Consider the following 15,568-nt stretch of genomic DNA (forward strand, 5'->3'; position numbering starts at 1 on the left):
CCGTTGGTGCCTCGACCGGCCCTAGAACACGGTGGTCCAGTCGTCCTTCATGCTGACGACGACCCAGCCGAGTTGTTCGGCCTTGGCCAGGGCGGTGTCCGCCGATTTCGTGTAGGCGTACTCGCGTTCCGCGTCGTCGTGGCTGATCAGCAGGCAGAACGCGGCGGTGGTGAGCATCTCGATGTTCGGCGGACTCGCCCTGGGCGCCGGCAAGCCGGAACACATCTACGCAATTCAGGGTGTTCGTCTGCTCCTGCGGCGGCCGGGACTTCATGCGCGTGTTTCGCGCACCGCCTGGGACCAGACGCGTAGGAGGAAGTCGAACTGCGGGGGCGCCGGCCGTTCCACCCACAGGGTGCCGTCGTTGTCGAACGTGGCGATCCGGTCCGCCGCCGGCACGAACGCTGCGCCGGGCCGCGTGACCGACTCGACGAACGCGACGATCGCGCGTCTGGAGTCGCCATCACGCCAAGTGGAGAGGTCTACGCCGGTCATCCCATCACCACCCCTGACTCTCGCCTCGGGCAGGGCGGCGGGCGCCCGCGTTCGTCACCCGACGCGGTTGAGAGGTCAACGGCCCGCGCCCCAGCCGCAACGGCCGGGGTGCGGGCGGCCCCGTTCACTCGCGGGAGAGCATGGCGGCGGCTTCGCGTTCGAGGTCGACGAACGCCGTGCCGCTGACGTCGATGACCACCCGCTCGATCCGTCCGCCCGTGAAGGCCCAGGGGCGGGTTCCGGGATAGTCGTCGGTGACGGCGTCGCCGCCGTCGCGGTCGATGTTGAGGCCCTCGCCCGCGACGCTGAACTTGCCCGGCTGGGTCCTGATCCGGCCCTCGCCGACCTTGCGCTCGCCGTAGTAGAGGCTGAGGGTGCCGTGGGCCGTGCCGGGCGGGTCCTCACCGTCCTTGTCGAAGGACGCCGCCAGCAGCAGGTCGCGGCCGGCCGGCAGGTGCTCGGTCGCGCTGATCCGCCGCTCCTGGCTGCCTAGGAAGTTGTAGACGTAGTGCAGCCGGTTGTCCTTGATGTAGAGGGCGTGGCCGCCGAACCGGCCGCCGTGCGAGAACAGCACGCCGGCTGCGTCCGGGCCGGGCAGGTCGACCAGGGCGCCGATCGAGTAGGAGCGCCCGCGGATGGAGACCGCGACCGACTCGGGCACTTCCGTGCCGCCTGGGCGGTACATGTAGCGGTTGCGCGGCGGGGCGAGCTGGGGCCGCGGGTTGGTGATGATCTCGACGGCGGAGCGGCCGTCGAGCGGGAATGCCTGATGGGCGCCCACCTCGTGGAACCACAGGCCGACGAGTTCGGCGAGTTTGCCGGGTTCCTGCGCGGCGAGGTCGTGGAGTTCGGCGCGGTCCTCCATCGTGTTGTAGAGCTCCCAGGTGTCGTCGGGGAAGTGGCTCCATCCGCTGAGCGTGGGGTGGGTGGTGACGGCTTTCCAGCCGTCGTGCCAGATGCCCCGGGAGCCGAGCACCGAGTAGAACTGGGTGTGCTTGGCGGTCGGGATGCTGCCGGTGTCGAAGCTGTAGCGCATGCTCACACCCTCGATGGGGTGCTGGGTGTAGCCCTTGACCTCTTCGGGGAGTTCGATGCCCAGGCAGTCCAGCAGGGTCGGGACGAGGTCGACGGCGTGGTGGTACTGGTCGCGTGTCTCGCCGCGGGCCTTGATGCCGGCCGGCCAGGAGATGACGCGGGGGTCGCAGGTGCCGCCGTTGAACGAGTAGCGCTTCCACATTTTGAACGGGGCGTTGAAGGCCATCGCCCAGCCGTTCGGGTAGTGGCCGTAGGACTTGGTGCCGCCCAGCTCGTCCAGCATGGCCATGTCCTCGGTCAGGTCGTCCGGGACGCCGTTGGCGATCTTGTTCTCGTTGACCGATCCGTTCGGACCGCCCTCGCCGCCGGCCCCGTTGTCGGAGACCACCGTGATGATGGTGTTGTCCAACTGATCGGTTTCTTCAAGGTGGTCGAGCAGCCGACCCCGCTCGCGACGGCTCCGCCGACCAGAGAGAGGCCGCCAGTGGGGATCGCGGCGATCACGCCGAGGACCGCGCCGATCCCCATTCCCCTCTTGCCGGCCCTGCGTCCGAGCTTGTGCTCCTTGACCTGGCCCTGCTCGTCCTTCACGAGCACGCCGATCGCGTCGACCTTCATGTACTCGGTGGCCTTCTCCCAGTCCCGCAGTGCCTGCGCGGCCTGGTCGGCGGAGTCCTCGTCGGGGAAGAACGCCGGCACGAGCTGCTGCTTGTCCCCGCCCACGTCCTCCCTGAGCTCGCGCGGGGTCACGGCCTGCTCCCGCGAGATCCCCTGCGGGCAGGCCGAAGAGCCGGATACATCGGCACGGCAACTGCCCCGGAGGCGGGGGGTGCGAACTGCCGTGACACAAACCGCCCGCGGCGACCGGCTACTTGATCACGTTGGGGAAGCCTGAGGTACTCCCAGGGGGAAGTGAGTCGTCCTGCATCCCTGACACGCCTGATGTGTCGTCAGGTAAATCGGCATCGGGTCAGCATCATTCCCCAAATCATTCCCCAAACATTCCGAAGTGGCTGTCCGATTCGACGCCTGTTCGGCGGCGCCACAACAGCCCGGCTCGCATGGACGTGCAGGCAAGGAGCCTTCTCGCCAGCGGGAATTGATGTTCCTCTCAATCTTCGATCCGACGGGTGTCAGTGTAGGGTGAGACCGCCCCTGACCTGCAGAAAGCTGGCAGGGAGCCGTCTTCTAGGAGTTCAAAATGCTGCGCACCATGTTCAAGTCCAAGATCCACCGGGCCACCGTCACCCAGGCCGACCTGCACTACGTCGGGTCCGTGACCATCGACGCCGATCTGCTCGACGCGGCCGACCTGCTGCCCGGCGAACTGGTGCACATCGTCGACATCACCAACGGCGCCCGCCTGGAGACGTACGTCATCGAGGGGGAGCGGGGCTCGGGGGTCATCGGGATCAACGGGGCCGCCGCGCACCTCGTGCACCCCGGGGACCTCGTGATCCTCATCAGTTACGCGCAGGTCGAGGACGCGGAGGCCCGCGCGTTGACTCCGCGCGTCGTCCACGTGGACGCCGACAATAAGATCATCGAGTTGGGTGCGGATCCGTCCGCGCCCGTGCCGGGCACGGACCAGGAGCGCAGCCCCCACGCGGTGGCTGTCTGAGGGGAGTCGGGACGATGACGATCGAGCTGAAGGACGACCGCGAGGCCGGGCGGCTACTGGCCGTCGAGGACGGGGCGGTGGTCGGGTTCATCGCGTACTTCGTCCTGGCCGCGGAGCCCCATGCCCTGGTGGCGGTCCACACGGTGGTCGAGCCGGGCCACGAGGGTCGCGGCATCGCCGGCGACCTGGTGAAGACCTTCTACGGGATCGCCGCCGCCGAGGGCGTCCCCGTCGTGCCGCTGTGCCCGTACGCGGCGAGCTGGGCCGCCCGCCACCCCGACGTGGCCCCCGAGGCGCCGGCGGCGCTGGTCGAGGCGGCCAAGGCGCAGTTGGACAGCGACTCGACCTTGTGGTGATCGGCGTTCGGCCCCGGAGCGCGTCCCGTCGGCGCTCCGCGGCCACCGCGGGAGCGACGCTTCCGCCCGCCCGTATTTCGATACCCCTCCCCGAGGATCTTGACTAGGGTCCGCTCTGATCGTCATAGGGCAGGGGAGGCGTTTCATGTACAAGAACAGCAGGTCGGGGGGCCGGGAAGGCGGCCGGTCCAGACGTACGGTCGCGCTCGCGCTGGCCGCCGCCGCGACCGCGACGGGCCTCGCCGCACTGGCGCCGGCGGCGAACGCCGCACCCGCGGGTACACCGACGGGCACGACCACCGGAACGTCGGCGGGCACGTCCACGGCCACGTCCACGGCCACGGGCACGTCCACGGCCGAGGCGCCGGCCACCGCCGTCGCCTCGACCACGGTCTTCGGCGCCGTCGAGACGTGGACCCGGGTGGCCAGGAAACACCCGAACGCCGGCTACTGGAAGTCCGCCGACGCCCTGAGCGTCGGCCAGGAGGGCGGATCGCAGGGGCTCTCCCGCTCCTTCCTCCAACTCGGTACGGCGAACCTGGGCGCCGGCCAGGTCGCACAGGCCACCTTCCGCATCGCCAACACCGGCGCGGGAAGCTGTACGGCCAAGCCCGTCGAACTGTGGAGCGTCGACCCCTTCTCGGCGAACACCACCTGGAACGGGCAGCCCGCCAAGCGCACGAAGATCGCCACGGTGACCGCCGCCAAGGGCCGTCCGGCCTGCGCCGCCGGGAACCTGGAGTTCGACGTCACCGCCCTGCTGAAGGACGCGGCGGCCACGAAGCGGGGCAGCGTCACCGTCGGTCTCTACGCCGCCGACGAGGGCGACACCACGGCGTGGAAGCGCTTCGACGCCAAGGCCGCGACGCTGGAGAGCACCGTCACCACGCCGCCCACCGTCTCCGACCCGACCACCCACCCCGCCACCGCCTGCACAGGCGGTCTCATCGGCAACACCCGGATCAGCCTGTCGGCCACCGCCGGCGGGTCGGCGGGCGGCCTCACCGCGGAGTTCCGGATCTTCACGGAGGGCGGGAGCGGCCCGCTGCGCACCCAGTCCGTGTCCGCCACCCGGGGTGCGTCCACCACCTGGTCCGTGCCGGACGAGTACCTGCCCGACGGTCGCTACACCTGGGACGTCCGCGCCGTGGACGAGGCCGGTGCCGCCTCCGCGTGGTCACCGAGCTGCGCCTTCTCGGTGGACCGCGTCCGACCCTCCGCGCCTCCGGTCGTCTCCTCGGTCGAGTACCCGAACGCCGACCAGGGGCAGCCGGAGCACACCGGTACCGTGCGCACCCCGGGCACCTTCACCTTCGCCGACGGCGGGGTCGAGGACCTGGCGGAGATCGTCTACTGGACCTACTCCGACCCGCGGCAGCGCAGCGTGGCCCCCGGCGCCGCCGCGGTCCTCGTCCCGTTGCGGGCCGGGCCGGAAACCCTCCAGGCCTACGGCGTCGACAAGGCGGGCAACCGCTCCGACACCACGAGCTACCGCTTCTACGTCAAGCGCCCCGCGCAGCCGGACGCGGCGGGCGACCTCGACGGCGACGGGCGCCGCGACCTGTGGACCCTGGCCCCCGACGGCCGCCTCCAGTTCCGCGCCGGCCACGGCGACGGCACCTTCGCCGCCCCCACCGACGGCGGCGTGTCCCTGGAGCCCGGCTCCCAGCTCGTCACGGGCGGGGACTGGGGCGAGGACGGCTACAACGACCTCCTCGTCCTGACTCCGCGGGGCAGCGGCGCCGCGCCCCGGCTGTGGTCCTACCCGAACACGGGGCTCGGCGGGGCGGACGCCCTCAACCGTCAGGAACTGTCGGTCCTCGACGAGGCGAACGCGCACTGGGCCGACGCCCGGCAGGCGACCTCCGCCGGCGACATCGACGGCGACGGCCTGTCCGACCTGCTGATCGGGGAGGGCGGCCGGCTGTGGCTCTACACCGCCAACGGCATGGGGTACCTGGACTGGACGGCGGCCCCCGTCGAGGTCGGCGGCGCCGACTGGACGCACACCACCGTCATCGCCCCGGGCGACACCAACGGGGACGGGGCCGCCGACCTCTGGGTCCGTGACGACGTCGGCGGCGACCTCTTCCTGGTCCTCGGGACGGCGGGCGCCGACGGCCGCCTCGACGCCACGAGCTGGGGGACCGCCCCCCGTACGAAGATCGGCTCCGGGTTCACCGCGGCGGCCTACCCGCACCTCGGCGCGGCGGCCGACCTCACCGGTGACGCGATCACCGACCTGAGTGCGGTCACCGCCGACGGGCGCGCCGTGTACTTCCGCGGCACGACGGCAGGCCTCGACGCCACCCCGGTGGTCCTGGGCTGACCCCCGACCCCGCACCACGGCGCCCCCGTACGGCCCCCGGCCGCGCGGGGGCGCCGTCACGTCCGGCGCCGGACGCCACGGGACCGCGCCGCCGCCCGGCCGATCGCGAAGGGCGTATCCGGCGCGATCGCGGGAAGCTGGGGTACATGGGACGAAACGAAGAGCAGACGCAGCCCCCGGTCCCCGAGCCGGATCCGGTGCCCCCGCCGGTCCCGCCGGAGCCCGGACCGGTACCGCGCCCCGTGCCGCCCGTACCGGCGCCCTTCCCCGAGCCCGACCCGATCCCGCCGCCGCCCGGACCCGCGCCGGTACCGCAGCCCGGCCCGCTGAGCTGAGGCTTCGGGTCGCCGCCGCCCCCGACGCGGCGACGGAACGTTCAACTTGCGCTTGACGGCGGCTGGTTGTGGCCCTTGTCAGGAATGTGGCACACCGTTAGGTTGTGCGGTTCCTGCACGTCTTCAAGGGGGCTCCCATGGGTGTACGGGGCCGGCATCGCCGGTACCAGCCGAGCAGCATCAACCGGGCGTCGCTCGTCGTCACCGCGGGTGGTGCCGGGATCGCCCTTCCCCTGGTCGGCGCGGGGGTGGCGGACGCGGCCTCCATCGACACCTGGAACAAGGTCGCGACCTGCGAGTCCACCAACAATTGGCAGATCAACAGCGGCAACGGCTACTACGGCGGCCTCCAGTTCAGCCAGAGCACCTGGCGCGCCTTCGGCGGCACCGCCTTCGCCGCCCGCGCCGACCAGGCCACCAAGGCCCAGCAGATCGCGGTGGCCGAGAAGGTCCTCAAGGGACAGGGCCCGCAGGCCTGGCCGGTCTGCGGACCGCAGTCGGGACTCAGCCGCAGCGGCCCCGCGCCCGCCGTGGACACCAAGACCCCGGCGACGACCTCGCCCAAGGTCCCCGCGCAGTCCTCCGCCACACCGTCGGCGAAGCCCCAGGGGCAGGCCCCGAAGGACCTGATCGTGCCGACCAAGGCCACCACCGGGACCCCTTCCGGCACCCAGGGCACCACCCCGGAACCGACCGGCACCTCGGTCCTGCCGAACCCGTACGTCGTCGCGCCCGGGGACTCCCTTTCGGCCATCGCCACCGGTCAGCACGTCGAGGGCGGCTGGCAGGCCCTCTACGAGACCAACCGGTCCACCGTCGGCGCCGACCCGAACATGATCTTCCCGGGCCAGCGCCTCACCCTCAGGGTCACCACCGCCCCGGTTGCGCCGCCCAGCCAGAACCCGGAGAAGCCGCCGCGCACAGCCGATCCGGTCAAACCGGTGGAACCGGCCGCACCGAAGCCCGAGCAGACCAAGCCCGCCGAGACGGCCAAGCCGACACCCAGCCCGACCCCGACCCCGTCGGCCAAGCCCACGCCGAGCAAGCAGGCCGAGAAGCCCAAACCGGAGCCCGCCTCAGCGAAGCCGGTGTCGGGGGGCTTCACGATGCCCGTGTCCGCCGGCCTCGGCACCGCCTACCACGTGGCCGGATCGTCCTGGTCCAGCGGTTACCACACGGGCGTGGACTTCCCCGTCCCCACCGGCACCAGCATCCAGTCCGTGGGCCCGGGCACCGTCGAGTCCGCCGGCTGGGCGGGGGCGTACGGCTACCAGGTGGTCATCCGGCACTCGGACGGCCGGTACTCCCAGTACGCCCACCTCTCCGCGCTGTCGGTCAAGGCCGGACAGCAGGTCTCGGGGGGCCAGCGCATCGGCCGCTCGGGATCGACCGGGAACACCAGCGGCCCGCACCTCCACTTCGAGATGCGCACGGGCCCCGGCTACGGCTCCGACATCGACCCGCTGAGGTACCTCCGCGGCAAGGGCGTCGGCATCTGAACCTGACCCGCGCACGTGCGGCGGCACGGCCGTGAGCAGGACCAGGCCGGCCGCCGCCAACACGGCGCTCGTCAGCGCGGCGAGCGTCCCGACGGTCCCGTAGCGGAAGCCCTCGTCGAAGAGCGAGATGCCGACGGCCGCCGCCACGGCGGGATTGACCACGGTCACGGTGGCGAGGGGGGCGGTCAGCCCCGCGCCCCGGTAGGCGGCCTGGGACAGCAGCAGCCCGCCCGCCGCCAGTACCGCGATGGCGGCGAGATCCGGCCACAGTCCGTCCACGGCGGCCCACCCGCCGACCTCGAAGCCCTCCGCCGCCGACTTCGTGAACACCGACCCCATCCCGAAGGCCGTGCCGGCCGCCGCCGCGAGCAGCACACCGCGCACGACCGCGCGCCGCGCCCGGTGGGCCGCCAGGAACAGCGCCGCCACCCCGGCCGCCGTCACCGTCAACAGCAGGCTCCGCTCACCGCCGGCCAGGGTCGCCCGCCCCGCGCCGTCTCCGCCGGTCAGGGCCAGCAGCCCGGCCAGGCCCACGGTGGCCGTCAGCGCGCCCCGCCAGGCCGCTCCGCCGACCCGCCGCCCCATCAGGAAGGCGGCCATCGGCAGGGCGAACACGATGGTCAGCGCCCCGAGCGGCTGGACCAGGCTGAGCGGCCCGTACGCCAGGGCCACCACGTGCAGCGCCGCGCCGAGGCCGTTCAGCGCGACCGCGGCCCACCAGCCCGCCCGGCGCACGGGAGCGTAGGGACGGTCGGGGGAGCCGACCGCGACGTGTTCCTGGACGATCGCACCACCCGCGTAGGAGAAGGCGGACACCGCGCAGAGGAGGACCGACAGGGCCAGAGCACTCATGAAATCCACCATGCCCCACCCGGGCGGGCTCTTCATCCGCCCAGAGGTCCCCTTGATCGACACCCGTGTAGTCCTCCAGGCATACACCTTTCGCAGTACGTCCGGCCCGCACGCCGACCGGGCCGCCCGCGCGCCGACCGGTCCGCCGAGGAAAGACAGTACGAAGCGACCCGAACCCCACGAAACGCTCCTTACCGTGACACTCCGCTGGCGCTGGGTGAGGCGCACGAGCGCGGGTTTGGTCCCGGGCGTGTCGGCTCCGTACAGTGGCGGTTTTGAGGACTTCCGCAGCGGCTTCCGCAGCAGGCGGACGCGGACGAGCGAACAGGGAACGGCAGCGGCCATGACGGTGACCGAAGACAACCACGTGTACGGACCGGGCATCGACCCGGACCGGCTGGCGCTCTGCCTCAGCGTTCTCGACGAACTCGACAAGATCGACGTCGACCACCCGGACGCCGTCACCGTCCGCCGCGCCACCGCCGGCCTCTACCGCACGGTCAAGCAGCGCCGCCGCCAGGACCGCCGCGCCGCCAAGACCGCCAACGACAAGGCCGTCACCGAGGCCACCGCGACCGGCTCCGCCGAACGCATCGACGACGAGACCCAGGGCAACGCCCTGACCGCCGCCACCAAGGGCCCCATCGCCGGAATACTTCAGCGGCCGCGCTCCTGCTACATCTGCAAGACGCGCTACGTCGAGGTCGACGCCTTCTACCACCAGCTCTGCCAGGACTGCGCCTCCTTCAACCACGCGCGCCGCGACGCCCGGACCGACCTCACCGGCCGCCGCGCCCTGCTCACCGGCGGTCGCGCCAAGATCGGCATGTACATCGCGCTGCGGCTGCTGCGCGACGGCGCGCACACCACCATCACCACGCGCTTCCCGAACGACGCGGTCCGCCGCTTCAAGGCGATGCCCGACAGCTCCGAGTGGCTGCACCGACTGAAGATCGTCGGCATCGACCTGCGCGACCCGGCCCAGGTCGTCGCGCTCGCCGACTCGGTCGCCGCCGACGGCCCGCTCGACATCCTGATCAACAACGCGGCCCAGACCGTGCGCCGCTCCCCGGGCGCCTACAGCGAGCTGGTGACCGCCGAGAACGCGCCCCTGCCGGCGGGCGAGCTGCCCGCCTCCGAGGTCATCGGCACCTTCGGCAGCGGCACCGTGGACCGGGTCGCGGCCCTGCCCACCGGCCACGGCGAGAAGCTCAGCGCGCAGGACGTCACCGATCTTGCGCTGGTCTCCGGCTCCGCCTCCCTGGAACGGATCGCGGCCGGCACCGCCATCGACGCGGGCGGCCTGGTCCCGGACCTGCACGACACCAACAGCTGGATCCAGACGGTGTCCGAGGTGGACCCGATCGAGCTGCTCGAAGTGCAGCTCTGCAACTCCACCGCGCCGTTCATCCTGATCAGCAAGCTCCGCCCGGCGATGGCCGCCGCCGAGGCCGGCCGCCGCTACGTGGTCAACGTCTCCGCGATGGAGGGCGTCTTCAGCCGCGGCTACAAGGGCGCCGGCCACCCGCACACCAACATGGCCAAGGCCGCGCTGAACATGCTGACCCGCACCAGCGCGCAGGAGATGTTCCAGAAGGACCAGATCCTGATGACCGCCGTCGACACCGGCTGGATCACCGACGAGCGCCCCCACCCCGACAAGATCCGCCTCGCCGAGGAGGGCTTCCACGCCCCCCTCGACCTGGTCGACGGCGCGGCCCGCGTATACGACCCGATCGTGCGCGGCGAGGCCGGCGAGGACCTGTTCGGCGTCTTCCTCAAGGACTACGCCCCCGCCAACTGGTAGGAACCACGCCTCCGCCGCGCACCGGGAGACCGGCGCGCGGCGGGGTCCTCACCCGTTCGGGCGAGCCGACGTCAGCAGTCGTACGCCCCTGCGGCGACCAGTTCCAGCACGGGGCGCCAGTCCTCCACGACCCCGGCGTCCAGACCCGCGTGGTGCCCGTTGAGGGCCGCCTGACGCAGGGCGTCCTGCGCCGGATCCTCGTCCGGGCCGGCCAGGAGCATCAGCCGGGCGACCCGGTCGCCGAGCAGCGCTCCGAGCACTTCGCCGGGGTGTCCGGCGGGGCCCCCGGCGGCCCGTAGCGGCCCCAAGTCGTGGAGCAGCCCGGCTACTTGGAGCTCCTTGTCGAACGGGTGCGAGCGGCGCAACAGCGCCGCCGTCCGCAGCCCGTGCCCGCGGTGTCCGTGCAGCAGTTCCATCAGCGCGTCGACACTCTCGACCGCCGGCACCCCCGACCTCGCCACCGCGCCCCCTCCGTCGTCCGCGTCCGCGCACTTCCCGTGCCGCCGAGTGGACCGCCCGGCAGGACACGCCGGTCCACGACATCCTGAACTCGCGGCGAAAACATGCCGTCCAGTGTGAACTTTGCCGTTCCATTGAGCGCTACCCCGCTCACATGTGTAATCTGATCCGCACGGAGCCCCACCCGGGCTCCGCTCCACCATGGCGCCACCGCGTCCGGAAAACATTCTGATTTCCCTATCCGGCGCGCGGACGAGCCCGCCGGTTACGCGACACAAGGGAGTGCGCGGTGACTGAAATGACGACGTCCGAGCCCGCAACGGAGCGACCGGCACGGGCCACCAAGAAGCGGTCCGACGAGCTGGGAAGCCTTGAGGTCTGGGCCCGCTCCGCACCGATCCGCCTGGCCGGCTACGAGGACGACCTCGCCGAGCCGCACATCCTGCCCGGCATCGACTAGAGGCGCCGCACGTCGCCGTCGGAACGAACGGACGCGCACGTGAACGACGTCGGCCGGGTCCCCGAGGAGGGGGACCCGGCCGACGCCTCGCCCGCCCCGGCTCGGCCGCGGGGTTCCCGTAGTGCGTACGCCCTGAGCGTCATCGCTCTCGGCGATCACACCTTTCCCCGACGGGTCGCGGCGGGCAGGCTCGTTCCATGAAGCTGCTGATGCTGGGTGGAACCGAGTTCGTCGGGCGCGCGATCACCGAGGAGGCCCTCGCGCGGGGCTGGGACGTGACCGTCTTCCACCGAGGGAACCACCCCTCGCCGCCGGGCGTCGAGGTGCTGCTCGGGGACCGCACCGCCCCCGGCGGACTGGACGCCCTCGCCGAGGGGGAGTGGGACCTGGTCGCCGACACCTGGAGCGGTGCCCCCTCCGCCGTCCGCGACAGCGCCCGGCTGCTGGCCGGCCGCGCCCGCGGGTACGCGTACGTCTCCAGTCGGTCGGTGTACACCTACCCCGCGCCCGCCGGTCTCGCCGAGGACGGCCCGGTCGTCGAGGGCTCACCCGACGCGGACGCCACCGACTACGCCGCCGACAAGCGTGGTGGCGAACTCGCCGCCGAGGCCGCCTTCGGCGACCGCGCCCTGTCGGTGCGCGCCGGCCTGATCCTGGGCCCCTACGAGAACGTGGGGCGGCTGCCCTGGTGGCTGGGCCGGATCGCCCGGGGAGGCCCGTACCTCGCCCCCGGCCGGCCCGATCTCCCGCTCCAGTACATCGACGCGCGCGACCTGGCGCGCTGGACCCTGGACGCGGCCGAGGCCGGGCTGGGCGGCGCCTACAACCTGGTCTCCCCGGTCGGCCACGCCACGATGGGCAGCCTCCTCGACGCCTGCGCCGCCGCCACCGGGGCCGACGCCGAACCGCGCTGGACCGGCGACGCCGCGATCGAGAAGGCCGGGATCGAGCCCTGGGTGGAGCTGCCGATCTGGCTCCCCGAGGGAGAACTGCACGACTACATGTTCGGCGGGGACGTGAGCAAGGCCCATGCCGCAGGCCTGCGTTGCCGTCCCGTCGAGGAGACCGTCGCCGACACCTGGGCCTGGCTCACCTCGATCGGCGGAGTCGCCCCGCAGCGCCCGGACCGCCCGAAGAAGGGCATATCCGCCGAGCGGGAGGCGGAACTACTCGGCCTCTGAGGCGCCCCGGCCGCCTCCCCGCCCGCCGTCCGGCTCGCCGACCGGCCCGGCCACCGGCGAGAGCCGGGTCGGCGGGAGGTACTCGCGTACCGGCGTGCGGTGCCACCAGGCGCCCGTCTCGCGCAGCTCCCGCCAGGTGGTGAACCGGTAGCGGTACAGCCGGGCCCGGACGAACCGCGGCGGGGCGTCCGGGAAGGGGTTGTGGCGGATCAGCCGCAGTGTGTCCCGGTCGCCCGCCAGCAGCCTCTCCACGAACGGCCCGAACCACTCCCGGGCGTAGCCGGGCGAGAGCGCCGCGAACCACATCAGCCAGTCCAGGCGCAGGTGGTACGGGGCGAACTGGCGCGGCATCCGCCCCGGTTCCCCCGGCTTGCCCTTGAAGCCGTACTCCCGCCAGTCGCCGTCCTCGCGCGGTACCCGGTCCGAGGTCCCCTCGACCACCACCTCCTCGCGGATCCGGCCCACGGTGCCGAAGGCCCCGTAGGTGTTGACGAGGTGGAGGGAGTCGAAGGAGCGGTTCATGACCTGGCGCCGCGAGAGCATGTTGGCCACCGGGTGCCGGCTCAGGACCAGCACCAGGACGGTGACGGCGCAGACCAGGACCGCGTACCAGAGCGGCGCGCCGCGCGAGGCGGCGGCGGGTGGGGGCCCCGAGAACCGCGCGAAGTCGACCGCGGACAGCGCGAGGGTGATCGTCATCCAGTTCAACCAGGCGAAGTTCCCCGACAGCACCAGCCACAGCTGGGTGGCCACGATGGTCCAGGCGGCGTACGAGGCCACCGGCTGCGGGGTGAACAGCAGCAGCGGGACCAGTAGTTGCGTCACGTGGTTCGCCGCGCACTCCACCCGGTGCAGGGAGCGGGGCAGGTGGTGGAAGAACCAGCTCAGGGGACCGGGCATCGGCTGGGTCTCGTGGTGGTGGTAGAGGCAGGTCAGCTCGCGCCAACAGGGATCGCCCCGCATCTTGATCAACCCGGCGCCGAACTCCACCCGCAGCAGCAGCCACCTCAGCAGCCACAACACCAGCACGGGCGGGCCGACGCGCGCGTTGCCGAGGAACACGGCCAGGAACCCGGTCTCCAGCAGCAACGACTCCCAACCGAACGAGTACCAGGTCTGGCCGACGTTGACGATCGAGAGGTAGAGCGCCCACAGCAGCGCCCACATCCCCATCGCCGCGCCCAGCGGTACGAGGTCCCCCGCGCCCGCCGCCAAGGCCGCCGCCAGGGCGCCGCCGCTCCAGGCGCACAGGGCGAAGAGCCGGTCGGAGTAGCGCAGTTGGAACAGGCTGGGGGCGCGCAGGAAAGGCACGTGCCGCACGTATCGCGGGACGGGCAGCATGCCGTGCGCCCCGATCAGTGCCCGGAACTGCAGGGCGGCCCCGACGAAGGCGAAGAGGTAGACACCGGCCAGGGCCCGCTGGAAGACCAGCCGGGCCGTCCAGTATCCGGGCTCCGTGAACCAGTGCATCCCCTCCAGTATCAGGCGCTCGCCGCGAGGCCGCGCAGGCGACGGCCCAGGAGCCGGGCGTAGGCGAGCTGGAGGACGGGGACGAGGGGCCCGGCGAGGCGGGTGTACCAGGCGACGGGGCGGCTGAAGGCCGTCACCTCGAACCACACCGTGCCGTCCCCGTCGATCTCCACGAGGAAGGACTCCTCCCCGCTCTCGGGGTGTCCGGTGTGGGTTCCGTACGCGAAGCCGGCCCGGTCGGGCTCTTGGGGGACCCAGATCACCTCGCACGGCACGCCGATCCGCAGCGGGCCGACCCCGAGGGCGATCTCGACCCGCACCCCGGGGGCCGCGGGCCCGTCCGCCCGGACGGTCGCCCCGGTCGCGCGGTGCAGGGCGAAGGTGCGGACGGCCGCTCCGGCCGCCTCGAATACCTCGCGACCCTGCCCGACGCGGGTGCGGTGGTGCAGGTGGTGGTAGCCGTCGGGCAGGGGCCGCCGGGCGGTCGCTCCCCGCTCGGGGTAGCTGAGGACGCTCCGGCCGGTGGCGCTGAGGCGGGTCATGGGGTGCTCTCCGTTCGGACGGCCGCGAGGCCGTCAGTGGTGGGCGGCGACGGTGGGGGTGTCGGCGGGGGAGGGGGCGGGGGTCGGGCGGTCCGCGCCCAGGCGGCGCCAGGCCAGGAGCGAGCAGAGGGCGAAGCCGAGGGCGTTGCCGACCCCGTGGGTCGCGGCCATCCAGGTCAGGGTCGGGTGGACCACGCCGGTGGCCTCGCCCACCGCCCACCACAGTGCGAGGAGCATGGTGGCCACGAGCACGACGGCCGAGACGCCGAGCAGCGTCCCGGTGACGCGGTCGCGGGCCCCGGGCCGGACCTCGCGCCAGGTGGTCAGCGCCACCGCCCACATGCCGCCGGTCAGCACCAGCGCGCCCCCCAGCTCGGCCCAGTCGTCCACGAAGTAGCCGAGCAGCACCAGGAGCGTTCCGGCCGGGACGCTGTACGCGGCCCAGCGCGCTCCCCGCGCCCCGGGCGAGGCCCGGCACACCAGCCCGGCGACCAGGGCGGCGGCGAACCCGGCGAAGTGGAAGTGCGGGACGGTCAGCGCCAAGACGTCGAGGTCGAAGCCGAAGAGCCGGTGTCCGGCCCGCTCCGCGACCAGCGCGGTCCCGGCGACGGAGGGCGCGGCGAGCGCGGTGAGCGCGGCCACCTCGGCCGGGGCGAGGGAGCGCTCGCGCAGCAGTCGGGCGCCCCCGGTCGCGGCCAGGGCCAGGGTGGCCGCCGCGTACAGTGCGGCGAGCGCCGTGGCCGGACCCCCGCGCGGCAGCCACAGGCACAGCGCCCCCGGCACGGCGGCCAGGGGCCAGAGGCGGGCGGCTCGGCGCAGCCCGGTGGGGTCGATCAGGCGCAGGCCCGCGGGGACCACGTAGAACATCCCGAGGGTCACGATGAGACGCACGATCACCGTCACGAACCACTCCTTTGAACGTGTTCAACTCTCGGGGTTGACCCTACGCCGTTGTTTGAACATGTTCAACACGCTCGTCGGCGTTCCACTTGCGGGGTGGCGGGAGATGCGGCAGACAGGAGGAAGCAATCGGGGCGAAAAGGGAGAGCAGTGTGAAAGACGTGAGAGACGTGCCCGCACCGACACCTCGTCAGTCGCGGCGCCGGCACGCCCCAGACCGTCAGGTA

Annotated in this window: 16 protein-coding genes and 1 pseudogene; 8 read left to right on the forward strand and 9 right to left on the reverse strand. The window is 72.5% G+C overall.

From position 1 onward, the window contains the following. Positions 1-21 precede the first annotated feature (21 nt). The 4 genes from ACIOD1_RS06585 to ACIOD1_RS06600 form a co-directional block, all read right to left on the reverse strand. A complete protein-coding gene (locus ACIOD1_RS06585; protein ID WP_401900644.1) occupies positions 22-177 on the reverse strand; it encodes a hypothetical protein in 156 nt (51 codons plus the stop codon). Positions 178-270: 93 nt separating this feature from the next. Further along, positions 271-495 carry a hypothetical protein gene (locus ACIOD1_RS06590; RefSeq protein ID WP_401900646.1) on the reverse strand — a complete coding sequence of 75 codons (225 nt, stop codon included), beginning with the start codon at positions 493-495 and terminating at the stop codon, positions 271-273. Between the two features lie 124 nt (positions 496-619). Then, positions 620-1,939: a sulfatase/phosphatase domain-containing protein gene (locus ACIOD1_RS06595; protein ID WP_401900648.1), complete on the reverse strand. Its 1,320-nt coding sequence runs from the start codon at positions 1,937-1,939 to the stop codon at positions 620-622. Continuing rightward, on the reverse strand, positions 1,828-2,280 hold the full coding sequence (locus ACIOD1_RS06600) for a hypothetical protein (protein ID WP_401900650.1): 453 nt from the start codon (positions 2,278-2,280) through the stop codon (positions 1,828-1,830). Before ACIOD1_RS06600 ends, ACIOD1_RS06595 begins: the two co-directional genes overlap by 112 nt. A 451-nt stretch (positions 2,281-2,731) precedes the next feature. On the opposite strand from ACIOD1_RS06600, the gene panD reads away from it, so the two are divergent. From panD to ACIOD1_RS06625, 5 genes are all read left to right on the forward strand, one after another. Continuing rightward, complete coding sequence (gene panD / locus ACIOD1_RS06605; RefSeq protein ID WP_365619709.1) at positions 2,732-3,151, forward strand: aspartate 1-decarboxylase; 420 nt, start codon at positions 2,732-2,734, stop codon at positions 3,149-3,151. A 14-nt stretch (positions 3,152-3,165) separates the two neighbouring features. After that, positions 3,166-3,507 carry a GNAT family N-acetyltransferase gene (locus tag ACIOD1_RS06610; RefSeq protein WP_365619706.1) on the forward strand — a complete coding sequence of 114 codons (342 nt, stop codon included), beginning with the start codon at positions 3,166-3,168 and terminating at the stop codon, positions 3,505-3,507. 145 nt (positions 3,508-3,652) lie between these two features. Next, complete coding sequence (locus ACIOD1_RS06615) at positions 3,653-5,836, forward strand: DNRLRE domain-containing protein (RefSeq protein ID WP_401900652.1); 2,184 nt, start codon at positions 3,653-3,655, stop codon at positions 5,834-5,836. Positions 5,837-5,982: 146 nt separating this feature from the next. Further along, entirely contained in the window at positions 5,983-6,171 is a 189-nt protein-coding gene (locus ACIOD1_RS06620) for a hypothetical protein (RefSeq protein WP_365619700.1), read from the forward strand. Between the two features lie 137 nt (positions 6,172-6,308). Then, entirely contained in the window at positions 6,309-7,670 is a 1,362-nt protein-coding gene (locus ACIOD1_RS06625; RefSeq protein WP_365620043.1) for a transglycosylase family protein, read from the forward strand. A 114-nt stretch (positions 7,671-7,784) separates the two neighbouring features. On the opposite strand, the pseudogene ACIOD1_RS06630 reads toward ACIOD1_RS06625, so the two are convergent. After that, a pseudogene (locus ACIOD1_RS06630) lies at positions 7,785-8,906 on the reverse strand (DMT family transporter); the annotation flags it as partial. On the opposite strand from ACIOD1_RS06630, the gene ACIOD1_RS06635 reads away from it, so the two are divergent. Then, positions 8,866-10,329 (forward strand): SDR family NAD(P)-dependent oxidoreductase, encoded by a 1,464-nt coding sequence (locus ACIOD1_RS06635; RefSeq protein ID WP_401900655.1) that lies wholly within the window; start codon positions 8,866-8,868, stop codon positions 10,327-10,329. The pseudogene ACIOD1_RS06630 and the gene ACIOD1_RS06635 sit on opposite strands and share 41 nt — an antisense overlap. Before the next feature lie 71 nt (positions 10,330-10,400). Here ACIOD1_RS06635 and ACIOD1_RS06640 read toward each other — a convergent pair whose 3' ends face one another. Beyond that, positions 10,401-10,745, reverse strand: a complete 345-nt coding sequence (locus ACIOD1_RS06640; RefSeq protein ID WP_401901377.1) for a hypothetical protein — start codon at positions 10,743-10,745, stop codon at positions 10,401-10,403. A gap of 332 nt (positions 10,746-11,077) precedes the next feature. Here ACIOD1_RS06640 and ACIOD1_RS06645 point away from each other — a divergent pair, with 332 nt between their 5' ends. Next, entirely contained in the window at positions 11,078-11,248 is a 171-nt protein-coding gene (locus ACIOD1_RS06645) for a hypothetical protein (protein ID WP_365620070.1), read from the forward strand. A gap of 197 nt (positions 11,249-11,445) precedes the next feature. Then, positions 11,446-12,429: an NAD-dependent epimerase/dehydratase family protein gene (locus tag ACIOD1_RS06650; protein ID WP_365619694.1), complete on the forward strand. Its 984-nt coding sequence runs from the start codon at positions 11,446-11,448 to the stop codon at positions 12,427-12,429. On the opposite strand, the gene ACIOD1_RS06655 is transcribed toward ACIOD1_RS06650, so the two are convergent. The 3 genes from ACIOD1_RS06655 to ACIOD1_RS06665 are packed head-to-tail and all read right to left on the reverse strand — an operon-like array spanning position 12,415 to position 15,344. Further along, positions 12,415-13,899, reverse strand: coding sequence for a lipase maturation factor family protein (locus tag ACIOD1_RS06655; RefSeq protein WP_401900658.1), 1,485 nt, complete (start codon positions 13,897-13,899; stop codon positions 12,415-12,417). The genes ACIOD1_RS06650 and ACIOD1_RS06655 overlap by 15 nt on opposite strands. 11 nt (positions 13,900-13,910) lie before the next feature. Beyond that, positions 13,911-14,441: a DUF1990 family protein gene (locus ACIOD1_RS06660; RefSeq protein WP_401900660.1), complete on the reverse strand. Its 531-nt coding sequence runs from the start codon at positions 14,439-14,441 to the stop codon at positions 13,911-13,913. A gap of 33 nt (positions 14,442-14,474) precedes the next feature. Continuing rightward, complete coding sequence (locus ACIOD1_RS06665; RefSeq protein ID WP_401900663.1) at positions 14,475-15,344, reverse strand: YndJ family protein; 870 nt, start codon at positions 15,342-15,344, stop codon at positions 14,475-14,477. Positions 15,345-15,568 lie beyond the last annotated feature (224 nt).

Origin of the sequence: Streptomyces sp. NPDC088097, from assembly GCF_044741845.1 — a bacterium.
Classification (GTDB): Bacteria; Actinomycetota; Actinomycetes; order Streptomycetales; family Streptomycetaceae; genus Streptomyces.

Coding starts and splice junctions, on each gene's coding strand:
- ACIOD1_RS06615 (WP_401900652.1), top strand. CDS start 3,653: ATGTACAAGAACAGCAGGTCGGGGGGCCGGGAAGGCGGCCGGTCCAGA.
- ACIOD1_RS06655 (WP_401900658.1), bottom strand. CDS start 13,899: ATGCACTGGTTCACGGAGCCCGGATACTGGACGGCCCGGCTGGTCTTC.
- ACIOD1_RS06650 (WP_365619694.1), top strand. CDS start 11,446: ATGAAGCTGCTGATGCTGGGTGGAACCGAGTTCGTCGGGCGCGCGATC.
- ACIOD1_RS06660 (WP_401900660.1), bottom strand. CDS start 14,441: ATGACCCGCCTCAGCGCCACCGGCCGGAGCGTCCTCAGCTACCCCGAG.
- ACIOD1_RS06585 (WP_401900644.1), bottom strand. CDS start 177: ATGCTCACCACCGCCGCGTTCTGCCTGCTGATCAGCCACGACGACGCG.
- ACIOD1_RS06620 (WP_365619700.1), top strand. CDS start 5,983: ATGGGACGAAACGAAGAGCAGACGCAGCCCCCGGTCCCCGAGCCGGAT.
- panD (WP_365619709.1), top strand. CDS start 2,732: ATGCTGCGCACCATGTTCAAGTCCAAGATCCACCGGGCCACCGTCACC.
- ACIOD1_RS06625 (WP_365620043.1), top strand. CDS start 6,309: ATGGGTGTACGGGGCCGGCATCGCCGGTACCAGCCGAGCAGCATCAAC.
- ACIOD1_RS06640 (WP_401901377.1), bottom strand. CDS start 10,745: ATGGAACTGCTGCACGGACACCGCGGGCACGGGCTGCGGACGGCGGCG.
- ACIOD1_RS06635 (WP_401900655.1), top strand. CDS start 8,866: ATGACGGTGACCGAAGACAACCACGTGTACGGACCGGGCATCGACCCG.
- ACIOD1_RS06590 (WP_401900646.1), bottom strand. CDS start 495: ATGACCGGCGTAGACCTCTCCACTTGGCGTGATGGCGACTCCAGACGC.
- ACIOD1_RS06610 (WP_365619706.1), top strand. CDS start 3,166: ATGACGATCGAGCTGAAGGACGACCGCGAGGCCGGGCGGCTACTGGCC.